We start from the raw sequence: 19,399 nt of genomic DNA on the forward strand, positions 1-19,399 counted from the left end.
TTTGTGACGTTAAATTTTGCGTCACAAATTCTTTCAAAATAAATTTTATATATCCTAATTTTTACAAGTAAATTTCACACAAATTTTAAAATTTCATGAGCGAGTAATTTCAGCTCTAAAATTTGAGCTAAGCGGTAAGTGAAGCCAAATTTTAGCAGTCAATTCTTGCGAGTGAATGAAAGTTTTAAAATTTACAAAGCAATCTAGTTAAATTTAAATGTTTGTTTCTTTTGTTAAGGGGGAGAAGAGGCTTGAATTACGAAGTCGCTCCCTTCCCCCTTAACAATCCCCTAACCCCGACGACGTTAGAAGTGGCATGTCTCAGTACTAACGCACTGCATGCGTTATATTAAATTTCCAGCAAATTATAAAATTTATTATCGAGCATATCACGGCTATAAATTTAGTGCCAAACGAAGTGCGGCCTAAATTTAGTAGTCTGCTAAGATGAGCGAGTAAGATTTTAAAATTTGCAAAATTGCTTTGTTATATTAGGTAGGCATCAGGCAAATTTTAAAATTTCATGAGCGAGTAATTTCGGCTCTAAGATTTGAGCCAAGCAAAAAGCAAGAACAAATCTTAGCAGTCAATTCTTACGAGCAAGCAAAATTTTAAAATTTGCAAGAGAGTATATAAATTTACTCAGTTGCAAGCTCCAAATAATAATCAAGCTGATCGCGTCTGATAATGCGTATAAGGTTCGTGCTACCCTCAACGCCCGTAGGATGACCGGCTGTGACAAGATAAGTCTTATCGTGTTCGACATATCCCTCTTCATACGCCTTTTTCATGACATTTGCCAAAAGTGAGCTAAGCTTTGTTTTTTCTAGTACAAGTGCTGGCGTAACACCCCAAGCAAGGGTAAGCATGTGCGCTGTTTGCTCATCGTGAGCGACTGCGATGATATCGATATTTGTGCGGTTTCTAGCTAATTTTATAGCCGATTTTCCTGAGCCAGTGATTGAGATTAAAGCATCTGCTTTTATGCGAACAGCAAGAGATGCGGCACTACTTGCCACCATATCAGTCTCGTCAAAAAAGTCAAACTCATCAAATTTATTATATGGATAGATGCTTTGAGTTTGGATGATCGTTTTACTCATCGCCTCCACGACTGCGACTGGGTTTTTACCGATCGCACTCTCCTCGCTTAGCATAACAGCATCAGTGCCGTCTAGCACGGCATTTGCCACGTCACTGATCTCTGCTCTTGTGGCAGTCTCATGCTCTGCCATGCTTAGCATCATCTGGGTTGCTGTGATGACTGGCTTGCTTGCTGCATTTGCTTTTTTGATGATAAGCTTTTGGATAGTTGGGACCTTATAAAATGGCACTTCTATGCCAAGATCGCCGCGAGCTACCATGATGCCATCACTCTTTGCAATGATGTCGTCTATATTTTCAACCGCATCAAATTTCTCGATCTTAGATAAAACAGCAGCTCTTGAGCCAAATTCTTTTAAGATATTTTTTGCCTTTATTACGTCATTTGCATCTTGCACGAAGCTAATGGCTACAAAATTTACGCCATGTTTTGCGCCAAATTTCATATCTTCTTTATCTTTTTGCGTGATGATCTCGATGCCAAGGGCTGTATTTGGGAAATTTACGCCTTTATTTGAGTTTAAAATTCCATCATTTTCAATGATAGTTTTTACTATTTCTTTGCCTTCGCTGACAACCTTTGCTCTTATAGAACCATCATAGAGATAGACATACTCGCCAACTTTCAGCATAGGTAAAATTTGAGGCTGATTTAGGCTTACTTTATAAATTCCTTTTTCCACTTTTTCACCAACAATATCCTCTGCGTATATGCTTAGTTCGTCGCCAGCCTTTAGATAAAATGGCTCACTAAGCTTGCCAACTCTGATCTTTGGACCACAGATATCTTGTAAAATTCCTATTCTTTTATTTAGCTTTTTTTCTATATTTCTTATCTTGTCAATGTTTGATTTATGGTATTCGTGTGTCCCATGGCTAAAATTTAAACGAAAGACATTAACACCTGCTTTTACCATCGCTTCCATTGTCTCTTCATTATCACTTGCTGGCCCCAAAGTAGCTACGATTTTCGTCTTTTTTATCATTTTATGCCCCATAAATTTGATTTTTGCGATTATAACACATTTTAATAATGTAAATTTTTGTATAATAGTCAAAATTTTAAAGGAGAAGATATGAATAAATTTTTATTAGCGTCTCTTGGTCTAGCAGCTGTTGCTTGCGTTGCTATGGGAGATGATAAAGTTTATAAGCTAAAGCTTGCTAGCTCATGGGAGAGCACTATGCCAGTGCTTGGTGATGTACCAAAAGAGCTAAAGGATAAAGTTGAAAAGATGAGTAATGGCAGACTTGAGCTAAGGATTGATTATCCATCAAAGCATAAATCGCCTTTTGCAATGCTTGACTTTGCTAAAAGCGGTCAATACGACATTACCTACACAAGTAGCTATTATTATAAAGGCAAAGATGCTAAAACTATATTTTTTACAGCAACACCATTTATGATGAATACTGACGAGCAAACAGCTTGGTATGAATTTGGCGGTGGTAAGGAGCTTGAGGCAAAAGTTTACGATCCATACAATATCAAAATTTTTAGAGCTGGAAATACCGGCATGCAAATGGGTGGCTGGTTTAAAAAAGAGATAAAATCACTAGATGATATCAAAGGTTTAAAGATAAGAATTCCGGGCTTTGGTGGTGAAATTTACGCTAAACTTGGCGCTAACATTAACACTATCCCAACTGGTGAGCTTTACATGGCTCTTGAGATGGGAACGATTGACTCAGTCGAATGGGTTAGCCCAGCTTATGACATGGCACTTGGCTTTCATAAAGTGGCAAAATACTACTACACAGGCTGGCAAGAGCCAAACGGTGAAACTCAATTTTTCTTTAATAAAAAATCATACGAAAAACTTCCAGATGATCTAAAAGCGATCTTTGAAGCAGCTGCAGCCGAAGTAGCAAGAGATGCAAATACAAAAGTATTTTATTCAAACGTCGAGTACTGGGATAAAATGAAGAGCGAGTATCCAGACATCCAAGTAAAATCTTTCCCTCCAGAAGTAATCGCAGCTCTTAAAAAAGCTACAAATGAATTACTAGATGAAGAGAGTGCTAAAGATCCATTATTTAAAGAGATCGTTGAGTCTCAAAGAGCCTTCCTTAAAAAAGCAAGAGAATGGACTAAAATTTCAGACTACGCTTATATCAAAACAAATGAATAGTAAAATTTAGCAGGGATTTTCCCTGCTTTTTATATTTATTCTAATTACTTTCAATAAAAATTTTAATCGAAACGTTTTTATACAAGCCATAAATTTTTACAAAAATAAATACTGGTGGCTATTATAGATAGAAAATTTCTCTCATTGAGCGCTCGATCTTTGATTCATCAAGTGTATTATTAAAAAATAAATTTAGTGCTAAGACCGCTTGATATAAAAGCATATCGGCGCCATCTTTTACACCAAGGCTGCTTTGCTTGGCCATTTCTAAAAATGGTGTTTGCTTACCATAAATCACATCAAATGCGAATTTAGCATCTTTAAAAATGCTTTTTAAAATTTCTTTAGGTGCTGGTAAAAAATCATCCTTTAGGCCAGCAGAGGTCGAGTTAATGACTAGATCAAATTTTTGCTCTTCGTAGTTATCCCAGCTAAAGCATTTGTACTCATCTTTAAATTTCTCAAGCCTATCTTTGCTTCTATTTAGTATGCAAACATCAACGCCTTGTTCTCTTAATGCATAAGTTATGGCATTTGCAGTACCGCCTGCTCCAAGGACAATTGCTTTTCTTACATCTTTAAAATTTTTTATTGCTTTTAAAAACCCAGGCGCATCTGTATTGTGAGCATAAATTTTATCATTTTTAAGCACAAGAGTATTTGCAGAGCCTATTTTACGAGCTATATCTGAAGCTTCATCGGCTAAATTTAAAGCCCACTCTTTATGTGGAAGTGTTACGTTTGCACCGTTTAATTTTAAGGATTTAAATTTATTGATTAATTCGCTGCCATCTTTTAGCAAGACTCTTGTATAAAGTGCTTTTAAGCCCAGGTCTGCAATGGCTTTGTTGTGCAGCCTCGGAGATACCGAGTGAGCTATTGGATCTCCAAAGACTGCAAATGTTTTCATTTTGCTCTAAAGATAAAAGCGTCTTTATTGATATCTTTTCTAATATCACCTACTGCTTTTTGAAGCGTTTTTTCATCAAATGGGCCAACTAAAATTTTAGTCAGTTCACCAACTTTTATAGTCTTGTAGCTATATCCCTTAGCAGCGATCTTCTTCATATATTCAGCATTTGGATTAAATTTACTAGTCACAAATACTTGAACGTAAGAGCCTTTTGTAGCAGGTTCACTTTTAGCTACTTCAGCTTTTTTGTCTGCTTTATCTATTTTGGTTTCAGCCTTTTTTTCAATCTTTTTATCTACTTTATTTTCAGTCTTAGCTGGTTTTGCCTCACTCTTTTTATCAGTAGCTACTACTTTTTCGACTTTTTTAACTGAAGTATCTACCTTTGTCTCAGCTTTTTTTGCTGGTATTTCAGCAGGCTTTTCGATAGGCTTAACTATCTCTTTTGGCTCTTCAGTTTTAGAAACAGGCTTATTGTTTTCTTTATCTTTTAGCTTTTTGATCATATCTTCAAATTCATCTTGTTGCTTATTTTCAGGCACGATCGGTACTTGCTCAAAAAGCTGTGTATCGCCTTTTTTATTGTCTGAATTTGTATCAGCTATCGGAGCTTGTCTATCTACTGGTTGCTCAGCTGGTACTGGAGGAAGCACTAGTCTTGAATCAGCTTCATTTTGAGCTTGTGAAGGATCGCTTGAATTTACTAGCTTCATAGCCACTACAATAATCAAAAAAAGTATAATAAGAGCTGCTATAAATATAAGAAGTTTTTTTAGCTTCAATCCTCTTGCGTCATCATCTCTTTCTAAAAGAATATCTTTTAACTCATCGTTTTCCACTTTTTATCCTTAATTACATATATTTTGACCAACTTGCCCCGCGCTCTTTTTGATAGAGTTTATAAGGTAAAGTTAGTATGTTAAATTCTTTTGGCATATCGATATTAGGAAACATCCTCCACTCTTTAGGCAACTTCTGTGAAAGCTTTGCGTTGAGCATATTTGCTAGCTGGCAAGCCTCATTTAGCGTAGTGTGACCTTTATGCACATAAAGATGCAGATGCCCTGGTGTCCTACTCTCGTAGGCTGTAAAATTTATAAACCCTTCTTCTCTTAAAAGAAGCTGTGCTTTATGCCAAAATCTATCTGGGGTTCTGCCGTTATAGTCAAAGACTATATTCTCAACTTTATCGTATGCATTTATTAAAGAGTGTGCGATAACAGCTTTGCCCTCTTCATGCTCTTTTATAATATTATAGGTCAGTGGCTCATTTATCTTTTCAAATTTATCAAAGAAAATTTTGCCTCTGTATTCTATTTTATTAACGATCGTATCACGCTTGATATAGTAGTGAGTTGTAATAATCTTTATAAGTGCCGTATCAATACTTTGCATCAAAATGTCGCTTTATCATAGATTATAAATTTATGAGCAAGTTCGACTAGCTCAGCTTTTGTCTTCTCTTGCAAAGATGTGTTGTTTATATCGCTTAGCACATCAGCTATTTTGTTTGCTATTAGCTCAAACTCAGCTTCTTTCATGCCACGAGCCGTAAGCGCAGGACTACCAACACGTATACCACTTGTGATAAATGGACTTCTTGTCTCGCCTGGAACTGTATTTTTATTTACCGTTATTCCAGCATTTCCAAGAGCGATATCAGCGTCTTTACCGCTAAATTCGCGATTTAAAAAGCTCATTAAAATTAGGTGGTTATCGGTACCACCACTCACTAGGTCAAAACCTCTTTTTATTAGCACTTCGCCTAATTTTTTAGCATTTGCTTTTACTTGTTTAGCGTAAATTTTCCACTCAGGGCTAAGGTTGTGCTTAAAGCCAACTGCTTTTGCTGCGATAACATGAACTAGTGGTCCGCCCTGGATGCCTGGAAAAATAGAGGCATTTATCTTCTTAGCATACTCTTCATTATTTGTCATAATGATACCGCCTCTTGGGCCTCTTAATGTTTTATGCGTAGTTGAGCTTACGACATCGCAGTATGGGAAAGGACTTTGATGCTCACCAGCTACGACTAGACCAGCGATATGAGCAACATCTGCAAAAAGTATCGCCCCAACAGCATCAGCTATCTCACGGAATTTTTTAAACTCGATCTCTCTTGTGTATGCGCTTGCGCCACAAACGATCATCTTTGGTTTTACTATCTTTGCGATATCCATGACTCTATCGTAGTTTATGCGGCCATCAAGCTCGACGCCATAGAAAAAGCTCTCATACGTCTTGCCGGAGCTGCTGACTTTCGCGCCGTGTGTTAAGTGTCCACCATGGCTTAGATCCATGCCTAAAATTTTATCGCCTGGATTAAGTAAAGCGCCATAAACACCTTGATTCGCCTGAGAGCCCGAGTTTGGTTGAACGTTTGCAAATTCACATCCAAAAAGCTCTTTACATCTATCGATCGCTATTTGCTCGATCTCATCTACAAATTCGCAGCCACCATAATATCTCTTGCCAGGATAACCTTCAGCGTATTTGTTTGTTAGGATTGAACCCATTACTTCCATAACTTCTGGATATGTAAAATTTTCACTAGCGATCATCTCAAGGTGATCACATTGGCGTTTTAACTCTAAATTTACTAGATCGTAAATGTCCTTATCATAGCTTTGCAAACTCATTTTTCATTCTCCTTTATCTCATTTTTAAGTGGCCTCATCGCTGGGAAGAGTACAACATCACGTATTGATTTTTTATCAGTTAAAAGCATAACAAGCCTATCGATGCCTATACCCTCACCTGCAACTGGTGGCATGCCGTATCCTAGGGCTTTTACATAGTCCTCATCCATCTCATGTGCCTCGTCATCGCCTGCATTTTTAGCATCGATTTGAGCTTTAAAGCGGTTGTATTGATCAATTGGATCGTTTAGCTCGTTAAAGCCATTTGCTAGCTCACGACCAGCGATAAATAGCTCAAATCTCTCAGCCACATCAGGATTTGCGTCACTTCTTCTTGAAAGTGGACTGATCGAAATCGGATAATCAATAACAAAAGTTGGGTGTATAAGCTTACTCTCCACGTAGTTATCAAATAGCTCAGCCTGTAAGTGACCAAGATCAAGCTTCTCATTTGCTTCAAGGCCATCAGCTCTTAGTTTTGCTAAAATTTTATCTTTGTCGTTTATTATGCTCTCATCTAGTCCGCCAATTTCAACTAGAGCTTTTTTGTAGCTTATTCGCTTAAAGGGCTTACTAAAATCAATCTCCATGCCGTCAAAATTTACAACTTTTTCCATATCTAGCTTGTCTAAAATGACATTAAAAAGATCCTCTGTGATACCCATCAAATCGTGATAGTTATGATATGCCCAGTAAAACTCTATACTTGTAAACTCAGGGTTGTGAGTAAGATCCATACCTTCATTTCTAAAATTTCTATTCATCTCATAAACAGCCTCAAAGCCACCTACTATAAGGCGTTTGAGGTATAGCTCAGGTGCGATCCTTAGATATCTCTCGACTCCAAGGGCATTGTGAAAAGTGATAAATGGCTTAGCATTTGCGCCACCTGCTATTGGGTGCAGCATCGGTGTTTCAACTTCTAAAAAGCCTTTTTCTTCAAAAAATCTTCTAATCGTACTAATAATCACTGAGCGTCTTTTAAAATCAGCTCTAACTTCAGGGTTCATTATCATATCAAGATATCTTTGGCGATATCTTGTCTCAACATCAACTAGACCATGATACTTCTCAGGAAGTGGACTTATTGACTTTGAAGCAAGGCTAAGCTCGCTTACATGCATGGAAAATTCGCCAGTTCTTGTTATAAATGCATAACCTCTGACATAGACGATATCGCCTATCTCTACGTATTTTTTAACGATTTTAAACCACTCTGGATCAAGCGTTTTATTGCTAAAGTAAATTTGTAAATTTCCATCTTCATCTTCGATATTTGCAAAGACCGCTTTTCCAGCATCACGAATTAGTTTTATTCTACCTGCAAGACCTACTAGCTGACCTTCGGCCTTTTTCTCTTCTGTATCATTAATATAGTTAAATTTTAGTCTAAATTTAGAGATATTCATATCTCTTCTAAGAAAATGCGGATATGGATTAATGCCTAAATTTCTTAGCTCATCTATACTTTGTAGTCGTTGAATCTCATGTTGGTTGTCAAATATCACCTTACTTTCCCTTTATATTATTTTTTGAGCATTTTTCACAAATTCCATAAAGCTGCATCATATGGCCAGTTAGTTTAAAACCATGATCTTTTGCGATACTGATTTGTCTTTTTTCTATCATTGGATCTTCAAATTCTATAATAAGGCCGCACTTTCTGCATATCATATGGTCGTGATGTGGCTTTGTGGCAAGCTCAAATTTTTTACCTTGTGAACCAAAGCTGATTGATGTCACCATTTCTGATTCTTCAAGTAGATTTAGTGTTCTATAAACAGTTGCGATGCCAATATTTAGCTCAGGGTGCGTTTCTTTTATAAAAAGATAAAGTCTTTCTGGAGTAAAGTGTTCACCATTGTTGTATAGCGTTTTTAGTAAAATTTCACGCTGTTTCGTGTATTTTAAACCATTGTCGCGAAGCACTCTTTTGAATTTCTCAAGCAACGCATCATATTCTAAATTTTCTATCATCTTATTCCCCTTTTGTGATATTAGAGTCGGTATTTACACTAGCATTTGCATCCATTGAGATAAATGCGTCAGTTTTATTTGTATCCATTGGTCTTGCCACTATCTCATCTAACTCACTTTTGATATTTTTTACATCAAGATTTGTTATCCATTTGCCAGTTTCTATCAAAACCGGATAAACTTTACTGTTCGCAAAATAAGGAGCAATTATATTATTTAGCGAAGTGCCAGGTATTACAGCAACTACTGCCGAAAATGTTAAGAAAATTTTTCCACTTCCCATAACAAATCCACCAAGTCTATCCAAAAAACCAAGTCCGCTTACTGAAACTATTTTTGATAAAAATTTACCAACTAGCAAGCAGACTATCCAGAAAACTAGCCAAAGAGAGATAAATGCGACAAACTGTAAAAATGAAGGATTTTCAAATTTATATATATTTTTAGTTATAAACTCACCAGATAGATCTGAAAACCTACTAGCTATAATTAAGCCTCCGATAAGTCCGATAAGTCCGAAAGCTTCTTTGATAAGTCCATTTAATATGCCTTTTATGCCAAGCATCAAGACAAGAGCAATAATAATAATATCAAACCACGTTACTAAATCCATTATATAGTTCCTATTAAATTTTGAAGTTCTTGCTGACTAGTTGAATAAGCTAGCGCATTTTCTTTTGTAATCTTACCCTCTTTTAGTACTTTCATCAAAGCCTGAGTTTGCGTACTCATGCCAGTTTGTTGTTGATTTAGTTGCATCTGAGAGTAAATTTGATGTATTTTATTTTCACGTATCAAGTTTGAGATAGCCATATTGTTTATTAAAATTTCATACACAGCACACCTTCCACCGCCTATCTTTGGGATCAGACTTTGTGAAACGACAGCAGTTAGCGAAACGCTAAGCATATTTCTTACTTGTAATTGCTCACTTCCATCGAAACTATCAACGATCCTATTTATAGTTTGAATGGCTGAATTTGTGTGAAGCGTACCAAAGACTAAGTGTCCAGTCTCAGCCGCCGTAATAGCCGTTGAAATCGTTTCTCTATCTCTCATCTCACCCACAAGTATAATATCTGGATCTTCACGAACCGCAGATTTTAGAGCCCTTGAATAAGAAGTTGCGTCAGTGCCGATATTTCTATGAGAAAATAGAGCTTTTTTATTGTTATGCACAAACTCGACTGGATCCTCAATTGTAATAATATGCTTTCTATAATTTAAATTTATCTCATTAAGCATAGCTGCAAGAGTTGTTGATTTACCACTTCCTGTCGGTCCGGTAACCAAAATAAGGCCTTTTTCACGCTTAATAATATGCTTAAAAATTTGTGGGGCATTTAGCTCATCAAGAGATGGGAGATTGATTGGGATTATACGAAAAGCAGCAGCTAAATCACCATTCATGGTATAGTAATAGTTGCCACGAAAGCGACCAATGTCTGGAAGTTCGATAGCAAAGTCAAGCTCTTTATTATTCTCAAGCTCACTTTTTTGTTCATCAGTAATCAAAGCAAAACATAAATTCTCTATATCCTTGCCACTTAATATGCCAAAATCAATGGGCTTTAAAGCACCATCTACTCTTATTTGAGGCTCGGATCTTGAAACAAGGTGAAGATCGCTTGCCTTATCACTCACAACAGTTTTTAAAAGTGTTTTTATATCGCTAGCAAGATTATTAAGGCTATTATCTTCTGGTATTTTTACACTTAAATTCTTTGCCTGAAGCTGTTCGATTAGATCCATATTTTTACCATTATTCTATTATTTTTGGTACAGCAAAAAAATGCCCTTCACGTGAAGGAGCGTATTTCAAGATCGTATCAATCACATCACTTGGTCTTGACTCATCTTCTCTTAAAGGTGTGCCACCTTTTATAGAGCTAACTACAGCTTCATCGCTACTTAGATCAAGTTCATTTAAAATATCGACAAAAGATACAATCTCGCTTAGTTGTTTTTTTACTTCTTCTCTTTTTTCATCACTGATTTGTAAGGCAGAAAGTTTTTCTAATTTATTTAAAAGAGTATCATCTATTTGCATTATATAAGTAACCTTATTAATTAATTTTGAGCCATTATATCACATTCAAGCTTTAATTTTGGGATAGTTTTAATTTAATTATGTTAAAATCTGCGAATTAAAATTTTTTAAAAATAAAGGAAAAGCGTTGGCTATAAAAGAAGATCTAACACAGATAAAACAAGAGATTGGTGCTCAAGAACAGTTTTTAGAAAGCATGATCAAAGGTGAGCGTTTCTTTAGAAAGTATAAAAAATTTATGATAATTGCCATTATCGTTGCTGTCATTGCAATTATTGGATTTTATTCGAACAAAATAATAAATGATAATAGAATTGAAGATGCAAATTTGGCTTACTCAAGGCTCATTTTAAATCCAAGCGATGCAAATGCCTTAAGCATTTTAAAAGAAAAAGAACCAAATTTATATGCGCTTTTTTCACTTCAGCAAAAGCTTGATAAAAATGAGACAAATGGCATTAGCGAGCTTGCAAATTTAAAAGTAAATCCTATAGTAAAAGATATCATTCTTTCACAAGATGGTAATGCAAACACTCAAATTTTAAGCGAATATAGCACACTTTTAAAAGGTTTTGAGCTTTTAAAACAAAACAAAATCAAAGAAGCAAATGATGAGTTTAATAAAATTTCACTCGACTCTCAACTTCAAACTTTAGTTAAAAATTTAAAACACTATCAGGGAATAAAATAATGAAAAAAATTACTCTTTTCTTGGCTTTTGCCTTGGCTTTAGTTTTAAGCGGATGTGGCACAAAAAGACAATATTTCGAGCCAGCTCAAACCTCTGGCAAAATTTCTTTGTCAAAAGATATGCCATCTTATATCAAATCAACAAATGCAAATGGTGCCACTCTTGATAACGGCAATATTATCACCAAAAACGGCCTAAATACAAACATTAAGTTGCCTGAAAATTTTAATTTCTTAAATGAAAACAACGGCTTTATCATCTCAGCTAGTATAGATGGCGATCTAAATGTGACAGATCCTAGCGGACACAGCGTTTATAGCAATAAATTTCCAACAGCAATCGTTGCTGCTTCTCTTGATCAAAACCTATTAGCAGCTATCAGCGCAGCAAACCACATCTATCTAATAGACATAAATACCGCAACAACAATAATGGAATATAGCTCGTCTAATATAGCAGCAGTTGATTCAAGGGTCGTAGCACCATTTTTTATGAGCTCGCTTATCGTTTATCCGGCATTAGATGGCAAAATTTATATAGTACAAAAAGAGACTGGTAGAATTTTACGTGACGTGGTCGTAAGCTCTGAAAATTTCTTTAATAACATCATATTCTTAGGCGTTGAGGGCGATAATCTAATTGCATCAACAGCTAAAAAACTTATCGTCATTAACCCAAACCAAACAGTTTATTATGACGGAGAGATCAAAGATGTACTGGTTAATAACGATGAAATTTATATCTTTAAAAAAGATGGTACGATCGTAAGAACAAATCTTATGTTAAAAGAGCAAAATAAAGTAAATTTCAAATTTGCCATCTTCTCAGCAGCTACTATTATCAATAATAAGCTTTACGTAATCGAAAAAACAGGCTACGTTATAAAAACAAATTTAGATCTCAGTGGAGCTGAAATTTATGAATTTAGCGATGAGATAAAAGATAAAAGCTTTATGGGCAATGGTGCCTTTTATTATGATAATGAGCTTGTTAATTTAGGGCAATGAACCAAAAAATTTGGGAGCTTTTTGAAGCCAAAAAAATCCTTTTAAAAGATATCAAAGCACTTAATACAAGTGAATTTAGCACAAAAAAGACGCTTGATATCTTTTGGGGTGTTGATAATAAGAAATTTTACAATCTCATCTTTTTAAGAAAAGCGAAAAGTAGATTGCTGCGTAAAGAGGCTTTAGAACTTGAAGAAATTTCTAAAAAAATAGAGGCAAAATTCCAAATAAATTTAAGAAAAAAAACTATATTTTACAGCTCTGAAATTTGCTCTAAAGCACTAAAAGAGCTACAAGATAATAATTGGCGATGTTATGATTTTGTGTAATATAGGCAATACTAACGCTACATTTTTAGAAGATGGCAAAATCTCACGTATGAAAATTTCTGAGTTTAAAAGCTATAAGCCAGAAAAAAAAGTATATTTTATATCCGTAAATGATGAAATTTTAAATATTTTAAAAGATAATAAGATGTTTGTGGATCTAGAACCATTTTTTACTATTGATACGATATATCAGGGTCTAGGTGTAGATAGAATCGCAGCATGTTACTCTATAAATAATGGCGTAATCGTTGATGCTGGAAGCGCCATAACAGTTGACATTATGGCAAACTCTATTCACCTTGGAGGATATATCTTGCCAGGCATTTCAAGTATGCTAAATGCCTACAAAAACATCTCACCACGACTTGATATCACTATAAATTCGCAAATTGACATAGATGCTCTACCACAAAAAACAGCCGATGCTGTGAGTTATGGCATCATTAAACCAATAATAACTCTACTAGATAAGCTAGCCGGTGACAAAAAAGTCTATTTTACTGGTGGAGATGGCGATTTTTTGTCAAAATTTTTTAAAAATGCTATTTGCGACAAGATGCTAGTTTTTCGTGCCATGCAAAAGCTAATAACTGAAAAGAAAGATATGATAATATGATAACAGTAGCACTACCAAAGGGAAGAATAGCCGAGGCAACACTAGAAATTTTTAGAAAAATTTTTGGTTCAAGTTTTTTATTTGAAGATAGAAAACTAATCCTTGAAGAAGGAAATTTTAGGTTTTTAATGGTTCGTAACCAAGATATCCCAACTTACGTCACTGAGGGCGCAGCTGATATTGGTATTGTGGGGCTTGACGTGCTTGAAGAGCACAAGCCAAATGTTGTAAGGTTACTAGATTTAAAAATCGGACAGTGCAAAGTTTGCATTGGCATAAAAAATGACTCTGAGCTAGATCTAAACCAGCCAGAGCTAAAAATAGCAACAAAAATGCCAAATATAACAAGAAATTATTTTACAAAACAAGCTGTAGCTGTAAAGATCATCAAGCTTTATGGCTCGATCGAACTTGCACCATTGGTTGGGTTAAGCGATGCAATAGTTGATGTAGTCGAGACCGGCTCAACCATGAAACAAAATGGGCTAAAGATCGCTGGTGATATCATGCAAAGCTCAGCTTATCTAATAGCAAATAAAAATAGCTTTATCATTAAAAAAGATGAGATTTTAGAACTTTACAAAAAAATCAAAGAAGAAATTTAAAATCCTTCTCTCTTATCATAAAGCACAAAATTTCTCTAATTATAAAGTCCGACTATTCGCTTATAAATTCTTTTAGAATAACATATTGGTAGTCATTGACATACTTTTTGTTAATAGAGATTGGTGCTTACATACCAAATAGCGATATAAACGTAACAAAAATAGTAGTCTCCGACAAGCCAAGAGCCAAAAAGCTAAAGCCTCGTCACGAGCATCTAAGCTTTGATTGCATTAATTGTCATCAAAAACAAGGCGATAATCCTAGCAAATTTAAAGAGATCGGATGGCTGCACTAGCTATCATACAAATACGACAGGTAGCAATAAAAATTAGCACAAGCTCAAAAGATGCATGTCCACTAAAAAACTTCTTAGCAGCGATAAAGGGCTAAAATATGTAAGATATAACTATAGATGCAGGACATAGCGCTAGCTTTAGAAATTACCTTGAATACAGAAAGCTAACATATAAAATTTATGAGAGGAATATGCTAGAGCAAAAGATTGATACTAAGAAAAAATCTTCAAAGATGAATATAAACCTATAAAAGAAGAAAAGGAATTTTTAAAACAAAAAGCTTGATAAGAATAATACAAAACTAGTTGATGAGTTGACTAGGTAAAGTTTTACTTCTTGCATAAAGCTTTTAATACAAATTTATATTATAAAGATAGAGATAAATCTAAATTGGAAAAATTTATAAAAATATTAAATATAAAATAATAAATTTTAGTTTTTGAAATTTAAGAAATTTGCACAAGCTCTTTGTTCTCAAGCTTGTAGGAGCTATCGCATTTTGCTGCTAAATCGTTGTCGTGAGTGACTAGAACAAGGGCGGCATTGTTTTCATTTATATAGTCAAATAAAACTTGCATCACTTCATTTGCCGTCTGCTTATCAAGGTTGCCCGTTGGCTCGTCTGCAAAGATGATCTTTGGCTTTTTAGTAAGCACTCTAGCGATACTCACACGCTGCTGCTGGCCGCCGCTTAGCTCGCCAACTTTTTGATTTATCGCACTTGAAATTTTAAGCGCTTCAAGATCATTTTTTTCTATATTTTCGCCAGATAAGATGCTTGCAAGCTCGATATTTTCATAAGCACTAAATCCTTTAAAAAGATAGTGTGACTGGAAAATAATGCCAAAATGAAGCCTTCTAATGGCCAAAAGCTCGTTTTGAGAAAGCTCATAGATCGATCTATCTTGATAGATGACCTCGCCAAAATTTGGTTTTAAAAGTGTTGAAAGTATGTGTAAGAGCGTTGATTTGCCACAACCACTAACGCCGGTTATCGCAATGCTTTGTTTTTGATTGAGAGTTAAATTTATATTATTAAAGAGCGTATAATCATACGCAAAGCCTAGATTAGACGCTCTTAAAATTTCCATTAGCCTATTTGAGCAGCAACTTCTGCAGCAAAGTCATCTACTTTTTTCTCTAAGCCTTCGCCAAGTTCAAAACGAACGTATTTTACGATCTCGATCTTGCCGCCAAGCTCTTTGCTCTTCTCTTCGATAACTTGTTCGATAGTCTTTTTATCGTCCATTACATAAAACTGACCTAAAAGTGTAAGACGTTGGTCAAGCACTGTGTTGTCAGCATAAAATCTCTCGATCTTGCCAGGGATAATCTTGTCCCAAATTTTCTCAGGTTTGCCCTCAGCTTTTAGCTCTTCTTCGATCTCTTTTGTAGCTTTTGCAAGCTCTGCGTCGCCTATTTGGCAGCGACTAGCATACTTAGGAATGTGATGAAGTGGCTTGCCTAGGCGTTTTAGCTCTTCATTGTCTTTTTCAAGTTCAGCGCGAAGTGCTATAAATTCTTTCTCAACAAACTCTTTATCAAGGTCTTTGTAGCTTATAACGCTTGGCTTCATAGCGGCTGCGTGCATACATAAATTTCTTATAAAATCAGCTGCTTTGTTTGCAACTTCAGCGCTTTCGCAAGCTACACCGATAAGTACGCCAACACGCCCATTTGAGTGAACGTAGCCATTTACCACGCCCTTATCATCAGCGCTAATAGTCTCAAAGCGACGAACTACAAGGTTTTCACCGATAGTTGCGATCTGAGTTTTGAAATAATCTTCAAATTTAACACCATTTAAAGTGCTCGCATTTAGCTCTTCAACTGTTTTTATGCCACTTGATTGGATGTGAGCAGTTGCGTCTTTTGCAAGTGCTTGAAACTGTGGATTTCTAGCAACAAAGTCAGTCTCAGAGTTGATCTCGCTGATAGTTGCTTTTTTGCATTTTGAACAAACTTCAACACTTACTAAGCCCTCGCTTGCAAGACGATCAGCCTTTTTAGCAGCTTGACCAAGACCCTTTTCACGAAGGATATCAACGGCTTTTTCCATATCGCCATTTGCTTCGCCAAGTGCCTTTTTGCAGTCCATCATACCAGCTCCGGTTGATTCACGGAGCTCTTTTACCATTTGTGCAGTTATTTCCATTACTCTTCGTCCTCACCAAAGTCTTCTTCACTCATAGCCTCAGCTACAACTGCATCTTTCTCATCTTGGCTTACTTCTTCGCCAGCAGCTTGCTCGCTACCATCTTGCTCAAGAAGTGATTTGCCTTCGTTGATCGCTTCAGCCATCTCTTGGCAGAAAAGCTGAACAGAGCGGATAGCATCGTCATTTCCTGGGATCGGATAGTCAACAACGTCAGGATCGCAGTTTGTATCAATAGGTGCTACAACTGGGATTTTTAAACGATTTGCCTCTTGAACAGCGATCTTTTCTTTAACTGTGTCAACAACAAATATCATATCAGGTAGGCTTTTCATATTGCGGATACCGCCAAGAGTTGCGATAAGTTTCTCTTTTTTGCGGCGAAGCATTAAAGCCTCTTTTTTAGTTAGTAAATTTATCGAACCATCTTCTTCCATAGTCTCGATAACTTCTAGTTTGCGGATAGACTGGCGGATAGTGCCAAAATTTGTCATCATACCACCTAGCCAGCGGTGATTTACATAAGGCATTCCACATTTTTCAGCGTACTCTTTGATAGCGTCGATAGCTTGCTTTTTAGTGCCAACAAATAGCACTGACTTGCCTTCAGCAGCTGCGTCACGAACGATGTTGTAAGTGTAACGGAAGTAGCGGATAGTCTTTTGTAGATCTATAATATAGATACCTTTTCTCTCGCCAAAGATAAATTTTTTCATCTTTGGGTTCCAGCGGCGTGTTTGGTGACCAAAATGTACGCCACACTCTAATAAATCTCTCATAGTTACCATGAGTTTCTCCTTATTTTAGGCATTTTGCCTTGAATTTAGTTTTATCCTCCACGACCATTAATGCTTTCGCACAACCAAATTTAGGATTGTCGTGTGTGAAATAAAGGGGGATTATACTTAAAATAATATGAATTTAAACTAAAGTTTATTTACTTAATTGTGAGTCTTCTTCGATTTTTATTAATTTAGCAAAAATTTCTGCCATTGCTTGCCTTTGTTCGGATGAAATTTCAAGCTTCTTAACATTTAAAAGAATGCTTACAAACTCCTCGTTTTGTAGTGTTTCTACGCCAAATTTTCTTGCGTTTGTAGTAATTTTTAGCACAAGAGGATTTTTTGATTTAAAGTTTTCGTAAGGCATTCTTTCTCTACTTTCAAAATTACAAAGTGGTTATAAAAAATTTATAATAAATTTGGACTCAAATTTATATCAAACTTTTATTCTTTTATCTCAAAACTAAGCGTCGTTTTTAACGTCTCTTTATCACACTTCGCAGCATCTGGATAAGGTCTTTCATAAATCACTTCAAATACCCAAAATCCTGGTCTTAGAGCTAACACTTCAGTGATGCCTTGTTCATCAGTCATACCGTAAAATGCGTGCTTATGGTCTAAAAATCCAGCAAAAGTACCAGTTAGCTTAGCTCGCTCTAGCGGCTTTCCATCAGCAAAAACCTGTAATTTAAAAGGCTTATCTACTCTAAATTCCGCTGGGTTTTGTAGCGGTACGATCTCGATTTTAACTCCAATAGGTTTAGTTACGAAGTCGTTTATTTCACCTAAATTTAAGACTCTCTTAGACGTTATCGTCATCAGCCGGCAAATCTGTATATCGCTTAGATCCTTTAGATCAAGCTTTGTTTTGTCTATTAGCCACTTGCCATCACTACGTTTTTTAAGTGAATACATAGGATTTTGCTGTGCTAGTAAGATATATGTACCTTTGTCTAATCTTTCGCCCTCGTAGCGGTAGTTCTCGCCACTTTGCTTAAGCTCCTTTTTGTTACCATCTTTGCTTATTACAGTAATTGGCGCAAAAAGATGGACGCGTTCGGACATAATAGGCTCTAGCTTTGGAAAATCATCGCTATAACCCATATTTGCGATAAATTTTCCTAGCTTTTCATCATTAGCTCCATCTACCCAAAACATATGTGCTTGCACCATACAAAAGGCTCCCGTTAACATAATGGCGGTCGAAATTTTACCTATTTTCATGATTTTCCTTGTTGTTATTTTTGAGATTCGATGTCAAATTGTAGCTAAAAATTATTATATTTAGCCATTTTTTAGATCAAATTAAATATCAAAACGTTCAATACAATTTAGCGGGCAAATTTTAATAAAGCTAAAAATTTGCTTTTATTTTTTAGTATTTATCGATGTAGCTCTATTCATCACAAATCCGCAAAAACGCCCAGTCCTACTCTGTTTGCGGTATGAGAATAATTCATCTCTCTCAAAAGTACAACGAGGATCTAGCGATATTTGCTCTACTCCGAGCTTAGCAAATTCGTCTAATAAAGCTGCGTTTATATCAAATTTTCCATCTTTTTTATATCGGTTAAATTCACCAAGATCCAGCTTACCTATTTCGTAGTTTTGTACTTTGATATTTGCGCCTATAAATACGCGTAAATTACTAGCGCGGCAGCCAAACTCGCTCATCATCAGTCCTACCGCATTTGTGCAAATTTTACTAGTAACACCTGCGCGTCCCGCATGCACAGCTGCGACTACGCCAAGATGTTCATCTATTATCAAAACAGGCGCGCAGTCAGCGACTAAGACGCAAAGCGCCACGCCTTTTAATGATGTTATCACACCATCACACGGAGGTAGATCATCGTTAAAATCTTGCAGAATTTCCACTCGATTTGAGTGGATTTGGCTCATAAATTTTAAATTAATAGGCATAATGCCAAGCGCCGTTGCTAAAATTTCACGATTTTGTGCAACCTTTAGCGGATCATCGCCAACATGATCTGCTAAATTTAAGCTCTCAAAAATGCCCTCACTCACACCGCCAAATCTATTTGTAAAGCCAGCTAATACGCCATTTTTATCAAAGACGATCTCTAAATTTTCACGCATTT

General features: G+C 35.9%; 23 protein-coding genes. 7 read left to right on the top strand and 16 right to left on the bottom strand.

Annotated features, from left to right (window positions below; translation table 11 throughout):
* Positions 1–638: 638 nt before the first annotated feature.
* Positions 639–2,090 carry a pyruvate kinase gene (gene pyk / locus ATCC51562_RS08140; RefSeq protein WP_035167580.1) on the bottom strand — a complete coding sequence of 484 codons (1,452 nt, stop codon included), beginning with the start codon at positions 2,088–2,090 and terminating at the stop codon, positions 639–641.
* Between the two features lie 90 nt (positions 2,091–2,180).
* On the opposite strand from pyk, the gene ATCC51562_RS08145 reads away from it, so the two are divergent.
* A complete protein-coding gene (locus tag ATCC51562_RS08145) occupies positions 2,181–3,236 on the top strand; it encodes a TRAP transporter substrate-binding protein (protein WP_021091622.1) in 1,056 nt (351 codons plus the stop codon).
* Between the two features lie 121 nt (positions 3,237–3,357).
* On the opposite strand, the gene ATCC51562_RS08150 is transcribed toward ATCC51562_RS08145, so the two are convergent.
* Genes ATCC51562_RS08150 through gatC form a run of 9 tightly spaced genes read right to left on the bottom strand, consistent with a single transcriptional unit; the run spans position 3,358 to position 10,815 of the window.
* Entirely contained in the window at positions 3,358–4,146 is a 789-nt protein-coding gene (locus tag ATCC51562_RS08150) for a shikimate dehydrogenase (protein WP_021091794.1), read from the bottom strand.
* Positions 4,143–4,988 (bottom strand): SPOR domain-containing protein, encoded by an 846-nt coding sequence (locus ATCC51562_RS08155; protein WP_021091873.1) that lies wholly within the window; start codon positions 4,986–4,988, stop codon positions 4,143–4,145. Before ATCC51562_RS08155 ends, ATCC51562_RS08150 begins: the two co-directional genes overlap by 4 nt.
* A 13-nt stretch (positions 4,989–5,001) precedes the next feature.
* Positions 5,002–5,544, bottom strand: coding sequence for a DUF1882 domain-containing protein (locus ATCC51562_RS08160; RefSeq protein WP_021091718.1), 543 nt, complete (start codon positions 5,542–5,544; stop codon positions 5,002–5,004).
* A complete protein-coding gene (locus tag ATCC51562_RS08165) occupies positions 5,544–6,788 on the bottom strand; it encodes a serine hydroxymethyltransferase (protein ID WP_021091587.1) in 1,245 nt (414 codons plus the stop codon). Before ATCC51562_RS08165 ends, ATCC51562_RS08160 begins: the two co-directional genes overlap by 1 nt.
* Positions 6,785–8,293 carry a lysine--tRNA ligase gene (gene lysS / locus ATCC51562_RS08170; RefSeq protein ID WP_235044201.1) on the bottom strand — a complete coding sequence of 503 codons (1,509 nt, stop codon included), beginning with the start codon at positions 8,291–8,293 and terminating at the stop codon, positions 6,785–6,787. The genes ATCC51562_RS08165 and lysS overlap by 4 nt, the downstream gene beginning before the upstream one ends.
* Before the next feature lie 4 nt (positions 8,294–8,297).
* Entirely contained in the window at positions 8,298–8,765 is a 468-nt protein-coding gene (locus ATCC51562_RS08175) for a Fur family transcriptional regulator (RefSeq protein ID WP_021091630.1), read from the bottom strand.
* 1 nt (position 8,766) lies between these two features.
* Complete coding sequence (locus ATCC51562_RS08180) at positions 8,767–9,378, bottom strand: CvpA family protein (RefSeq protein WP_021091661.1); 612 nt, start codon at positions 9,376–9,378, stop codon at positions 8,767–8,769.
* Positions 9,378–10,517 carry a type IV pilus twitching motility protein PilT gene (locus ATCC51562_RS08185; RefSeq protein ID WP_021091666.1) on the bottom strand — a complete coding sequence of 380 codons (1,140 nt, stop codon included), beginning with the start codon at positions 10,515–10,517 and terminating at the stop codon, positions 9,378–9,380. The genes ATCC51562_RS08180 and ATCC51562_RS08185 overlap by 1 nt, the downstream gene beginning before the upstream one ends.
* 10 nt (positions 10,518–10,527) lie before the next feature.
* Positions 10,528–10,815: an Asp-tRNA(Asn)/Glu-tRNA(Gln) amidotransferase subunit GatC gene (gene gatC, locus ATCC51562_RS08190; RefSeq protein WP_021091810.1), complete on the bottom strand. Its 288-nt coding sequence runs from the start codon at positions 10,813–10,815 to the stop codon at positions 10,528–10,530.
* Between the two features lie 127 nt (positions 10,816–10,942).
* On the opposite strand from gatC, the gene ATCC51562_RS08195 reads away from it, so the two are divergent.
* The 6 genes from ATCC51562_RS08195 to ATCC51562_RS08220 all read left to right on the top strand — a co-directional run bounded on the left by ATCC51562_RS08195 (position 10,943) and on the right by ATCC51562_RS08220 (position 14,359).
* Positions 10,943–11,506, top strand: a complete 564-nt coding sequence (locus ATCC51562_RS08195) for a hypothetical protein (protein ID WP_021091783.1) — start codon at positions 10,943–10,945, stop codon at positions 11,504–11,506.
* The gene (locus ATCC51562_RS08200) at positions 11,506–12,513 is read left to right on the top strand and encodes a lipoprotein (protein WP_021091632.1); all 1,008 of its coding nucleotides are present in this window, start codon (positions 11,506–11,508) and stop codon (positions 12,511–12,513) included. The genes ATCC51562_RS08195 and ATCC51562_RS08200 overlap by 1 nt, the downstream gene beginning before the upstream one ends.
* A complete protein-coding gene (locus tag ATCC51562_RS08205; RefSeq protein ID WP_021091729.1) occupies positions 12,510–12,842 on the top strand; it encodes a hypothetical protein in 333 nt (110 codons plus the stop codon). Before ATCC51562_RS08200 ends, ATCC51562_RS08205 begins: the two co-directional genes overlap by 4 nt.
* Positions 12,829–13,458 (top strand): type III pantothenate kinase, encoded by a 630-nt coding sequence (locus ATCC51562_RS08210; RefSeq protein ID WP_021091812.1) that lies wholly within the window; start codon positions 12,829–12,831, stop codon positions 13,456–13,458. The genes ATCC51562_RS08205 and ATCC51562_RS08210 overlap by 14 nt, the downstream gene beginning before the upstream one ends.
* Positions 13,455–14,063 carry an ATP phosphoribosyltransferase gene (gene hisG, locus ATCC51562_RS08215; protein ID WP_021091755.1) on the top strand — a complete coding sequence of 203 codons (609 nt, stop codon included), beginning with the start codon at positions 13,455–13,457 and terminating at the stop codon, positions 14,061–14,063. Before ATCC51562_RS08210 ends, hisG begins: the two co-directional genes overlap by 4 nt.
* A gap of 95 nt (positions 14,064–14,158) precedes the next feature.
* Positions 14,159–14,359, top strand: coding sequence for a hypothetical protein (locus tag ATCC51562_RS08220; protein WP_051288450.1), 201 nt, complete (start codon positions 14,159–14,161; stop codon positions 14,357–14,359).
* Between the two features lie 447 nt (positions 14,360–14,806).
* On the opposite strand, the gene ATCC51562_RS08225 is transcribed toward ATCC51562_RS08220, so the two are convergent.
* The 6 genes from ATCC51562_RS08225 to ATCC51562_RS08250 all read right to left on the bottom strand — a co-directional run bounded on the left by ATCC51562_RS08225 (position 14,807) and on the right by ATCC51562_RS08250 (position 19,397).
* Positions 14,807–15,451: an ABC transporter ATP-binding protein gene (locus ATCC51562_RS08225; protein WP_021091629.1), complete on the bottom strand. Its 645-nt coding sequence runs from the start codon at positions 15,449–15,451 to the stop codon at positions 14,807–14,809.
* A complete protein-coding gene (gene tsf / locus ATCC51562_RS08230; RefSeq protein ID WP_021091799.1) occupies positions 15,451–16,515 on the bottom strand; it encodes a translation elongation factor Ts in 1,065 nt (354 codons plus the stop codon). Before tsf ends, ATCC51562_RS08225 begins: the two co-directional genes overlap by 1 nt.
* Positions 16,515–17,303 carry a 30S ribosomal protein S2 gene (rpsB, locus tag ATCC51562_RS08235; RefSeq protein WP_021091647.1) on the bottom strand — a complete coding sequence of 263 codons (789 nt, stop codon included), beginning with the start codon at positions 17,301–17,303 and terminating at the stop codon, positions 16,515–16,517. Before rpsB ends, tsf begins: the two co-directional genes overlap by 1 nt.
* Positions 17,304–17,448: 145 nt before the next feature.
* A complete protein-coding gene (locus tag ATCC51562_RS08240; protein ID WP_021091731.1) occupies positions 17,449–17,664 on the bottom strand; it encodes an acetyltransferase in 216 nt (71 codons plus the stop codon).
* A gap of 77 nt (positions 17,665–17,741) precedes the next feature.
* Complete coding sequence (locus ATCC51562_RS08245; RefSeq protein WP_021091586.1) at positions 17,742–18,521, bottom strand: DUF4198 domain-containing protein; 780 nt, start codon at positions 18,519–18,521, stop codon at positions 17,742–17,744.
* Positions 18,522–18,665: 144 nt separating this feature from the next.
* Positions 18,666–19,397, bottom strand: coding sequence for a polyphenol oxidase family protein (locus tag ATCC51562_RS08250; protein WP_021091568.1), 732 nt, complete (start codon positions 19,395–19,397; stop codon positions 18,666–18,668).
* Positions 19,398–19,399: the final 2 nt, after the last annotated feature.

The sequence above is a fragment of the Campylobacter concisus ATCC 51562 genome, assembly GCF_000466745.1.
Taxonomy (GTDB): Bacteria; Campylobacterota; Campylobacteria; order Campylobacterales; family Campylobacteraceae; genus Campylobacter_A; species Campylobacter_A concisus_B.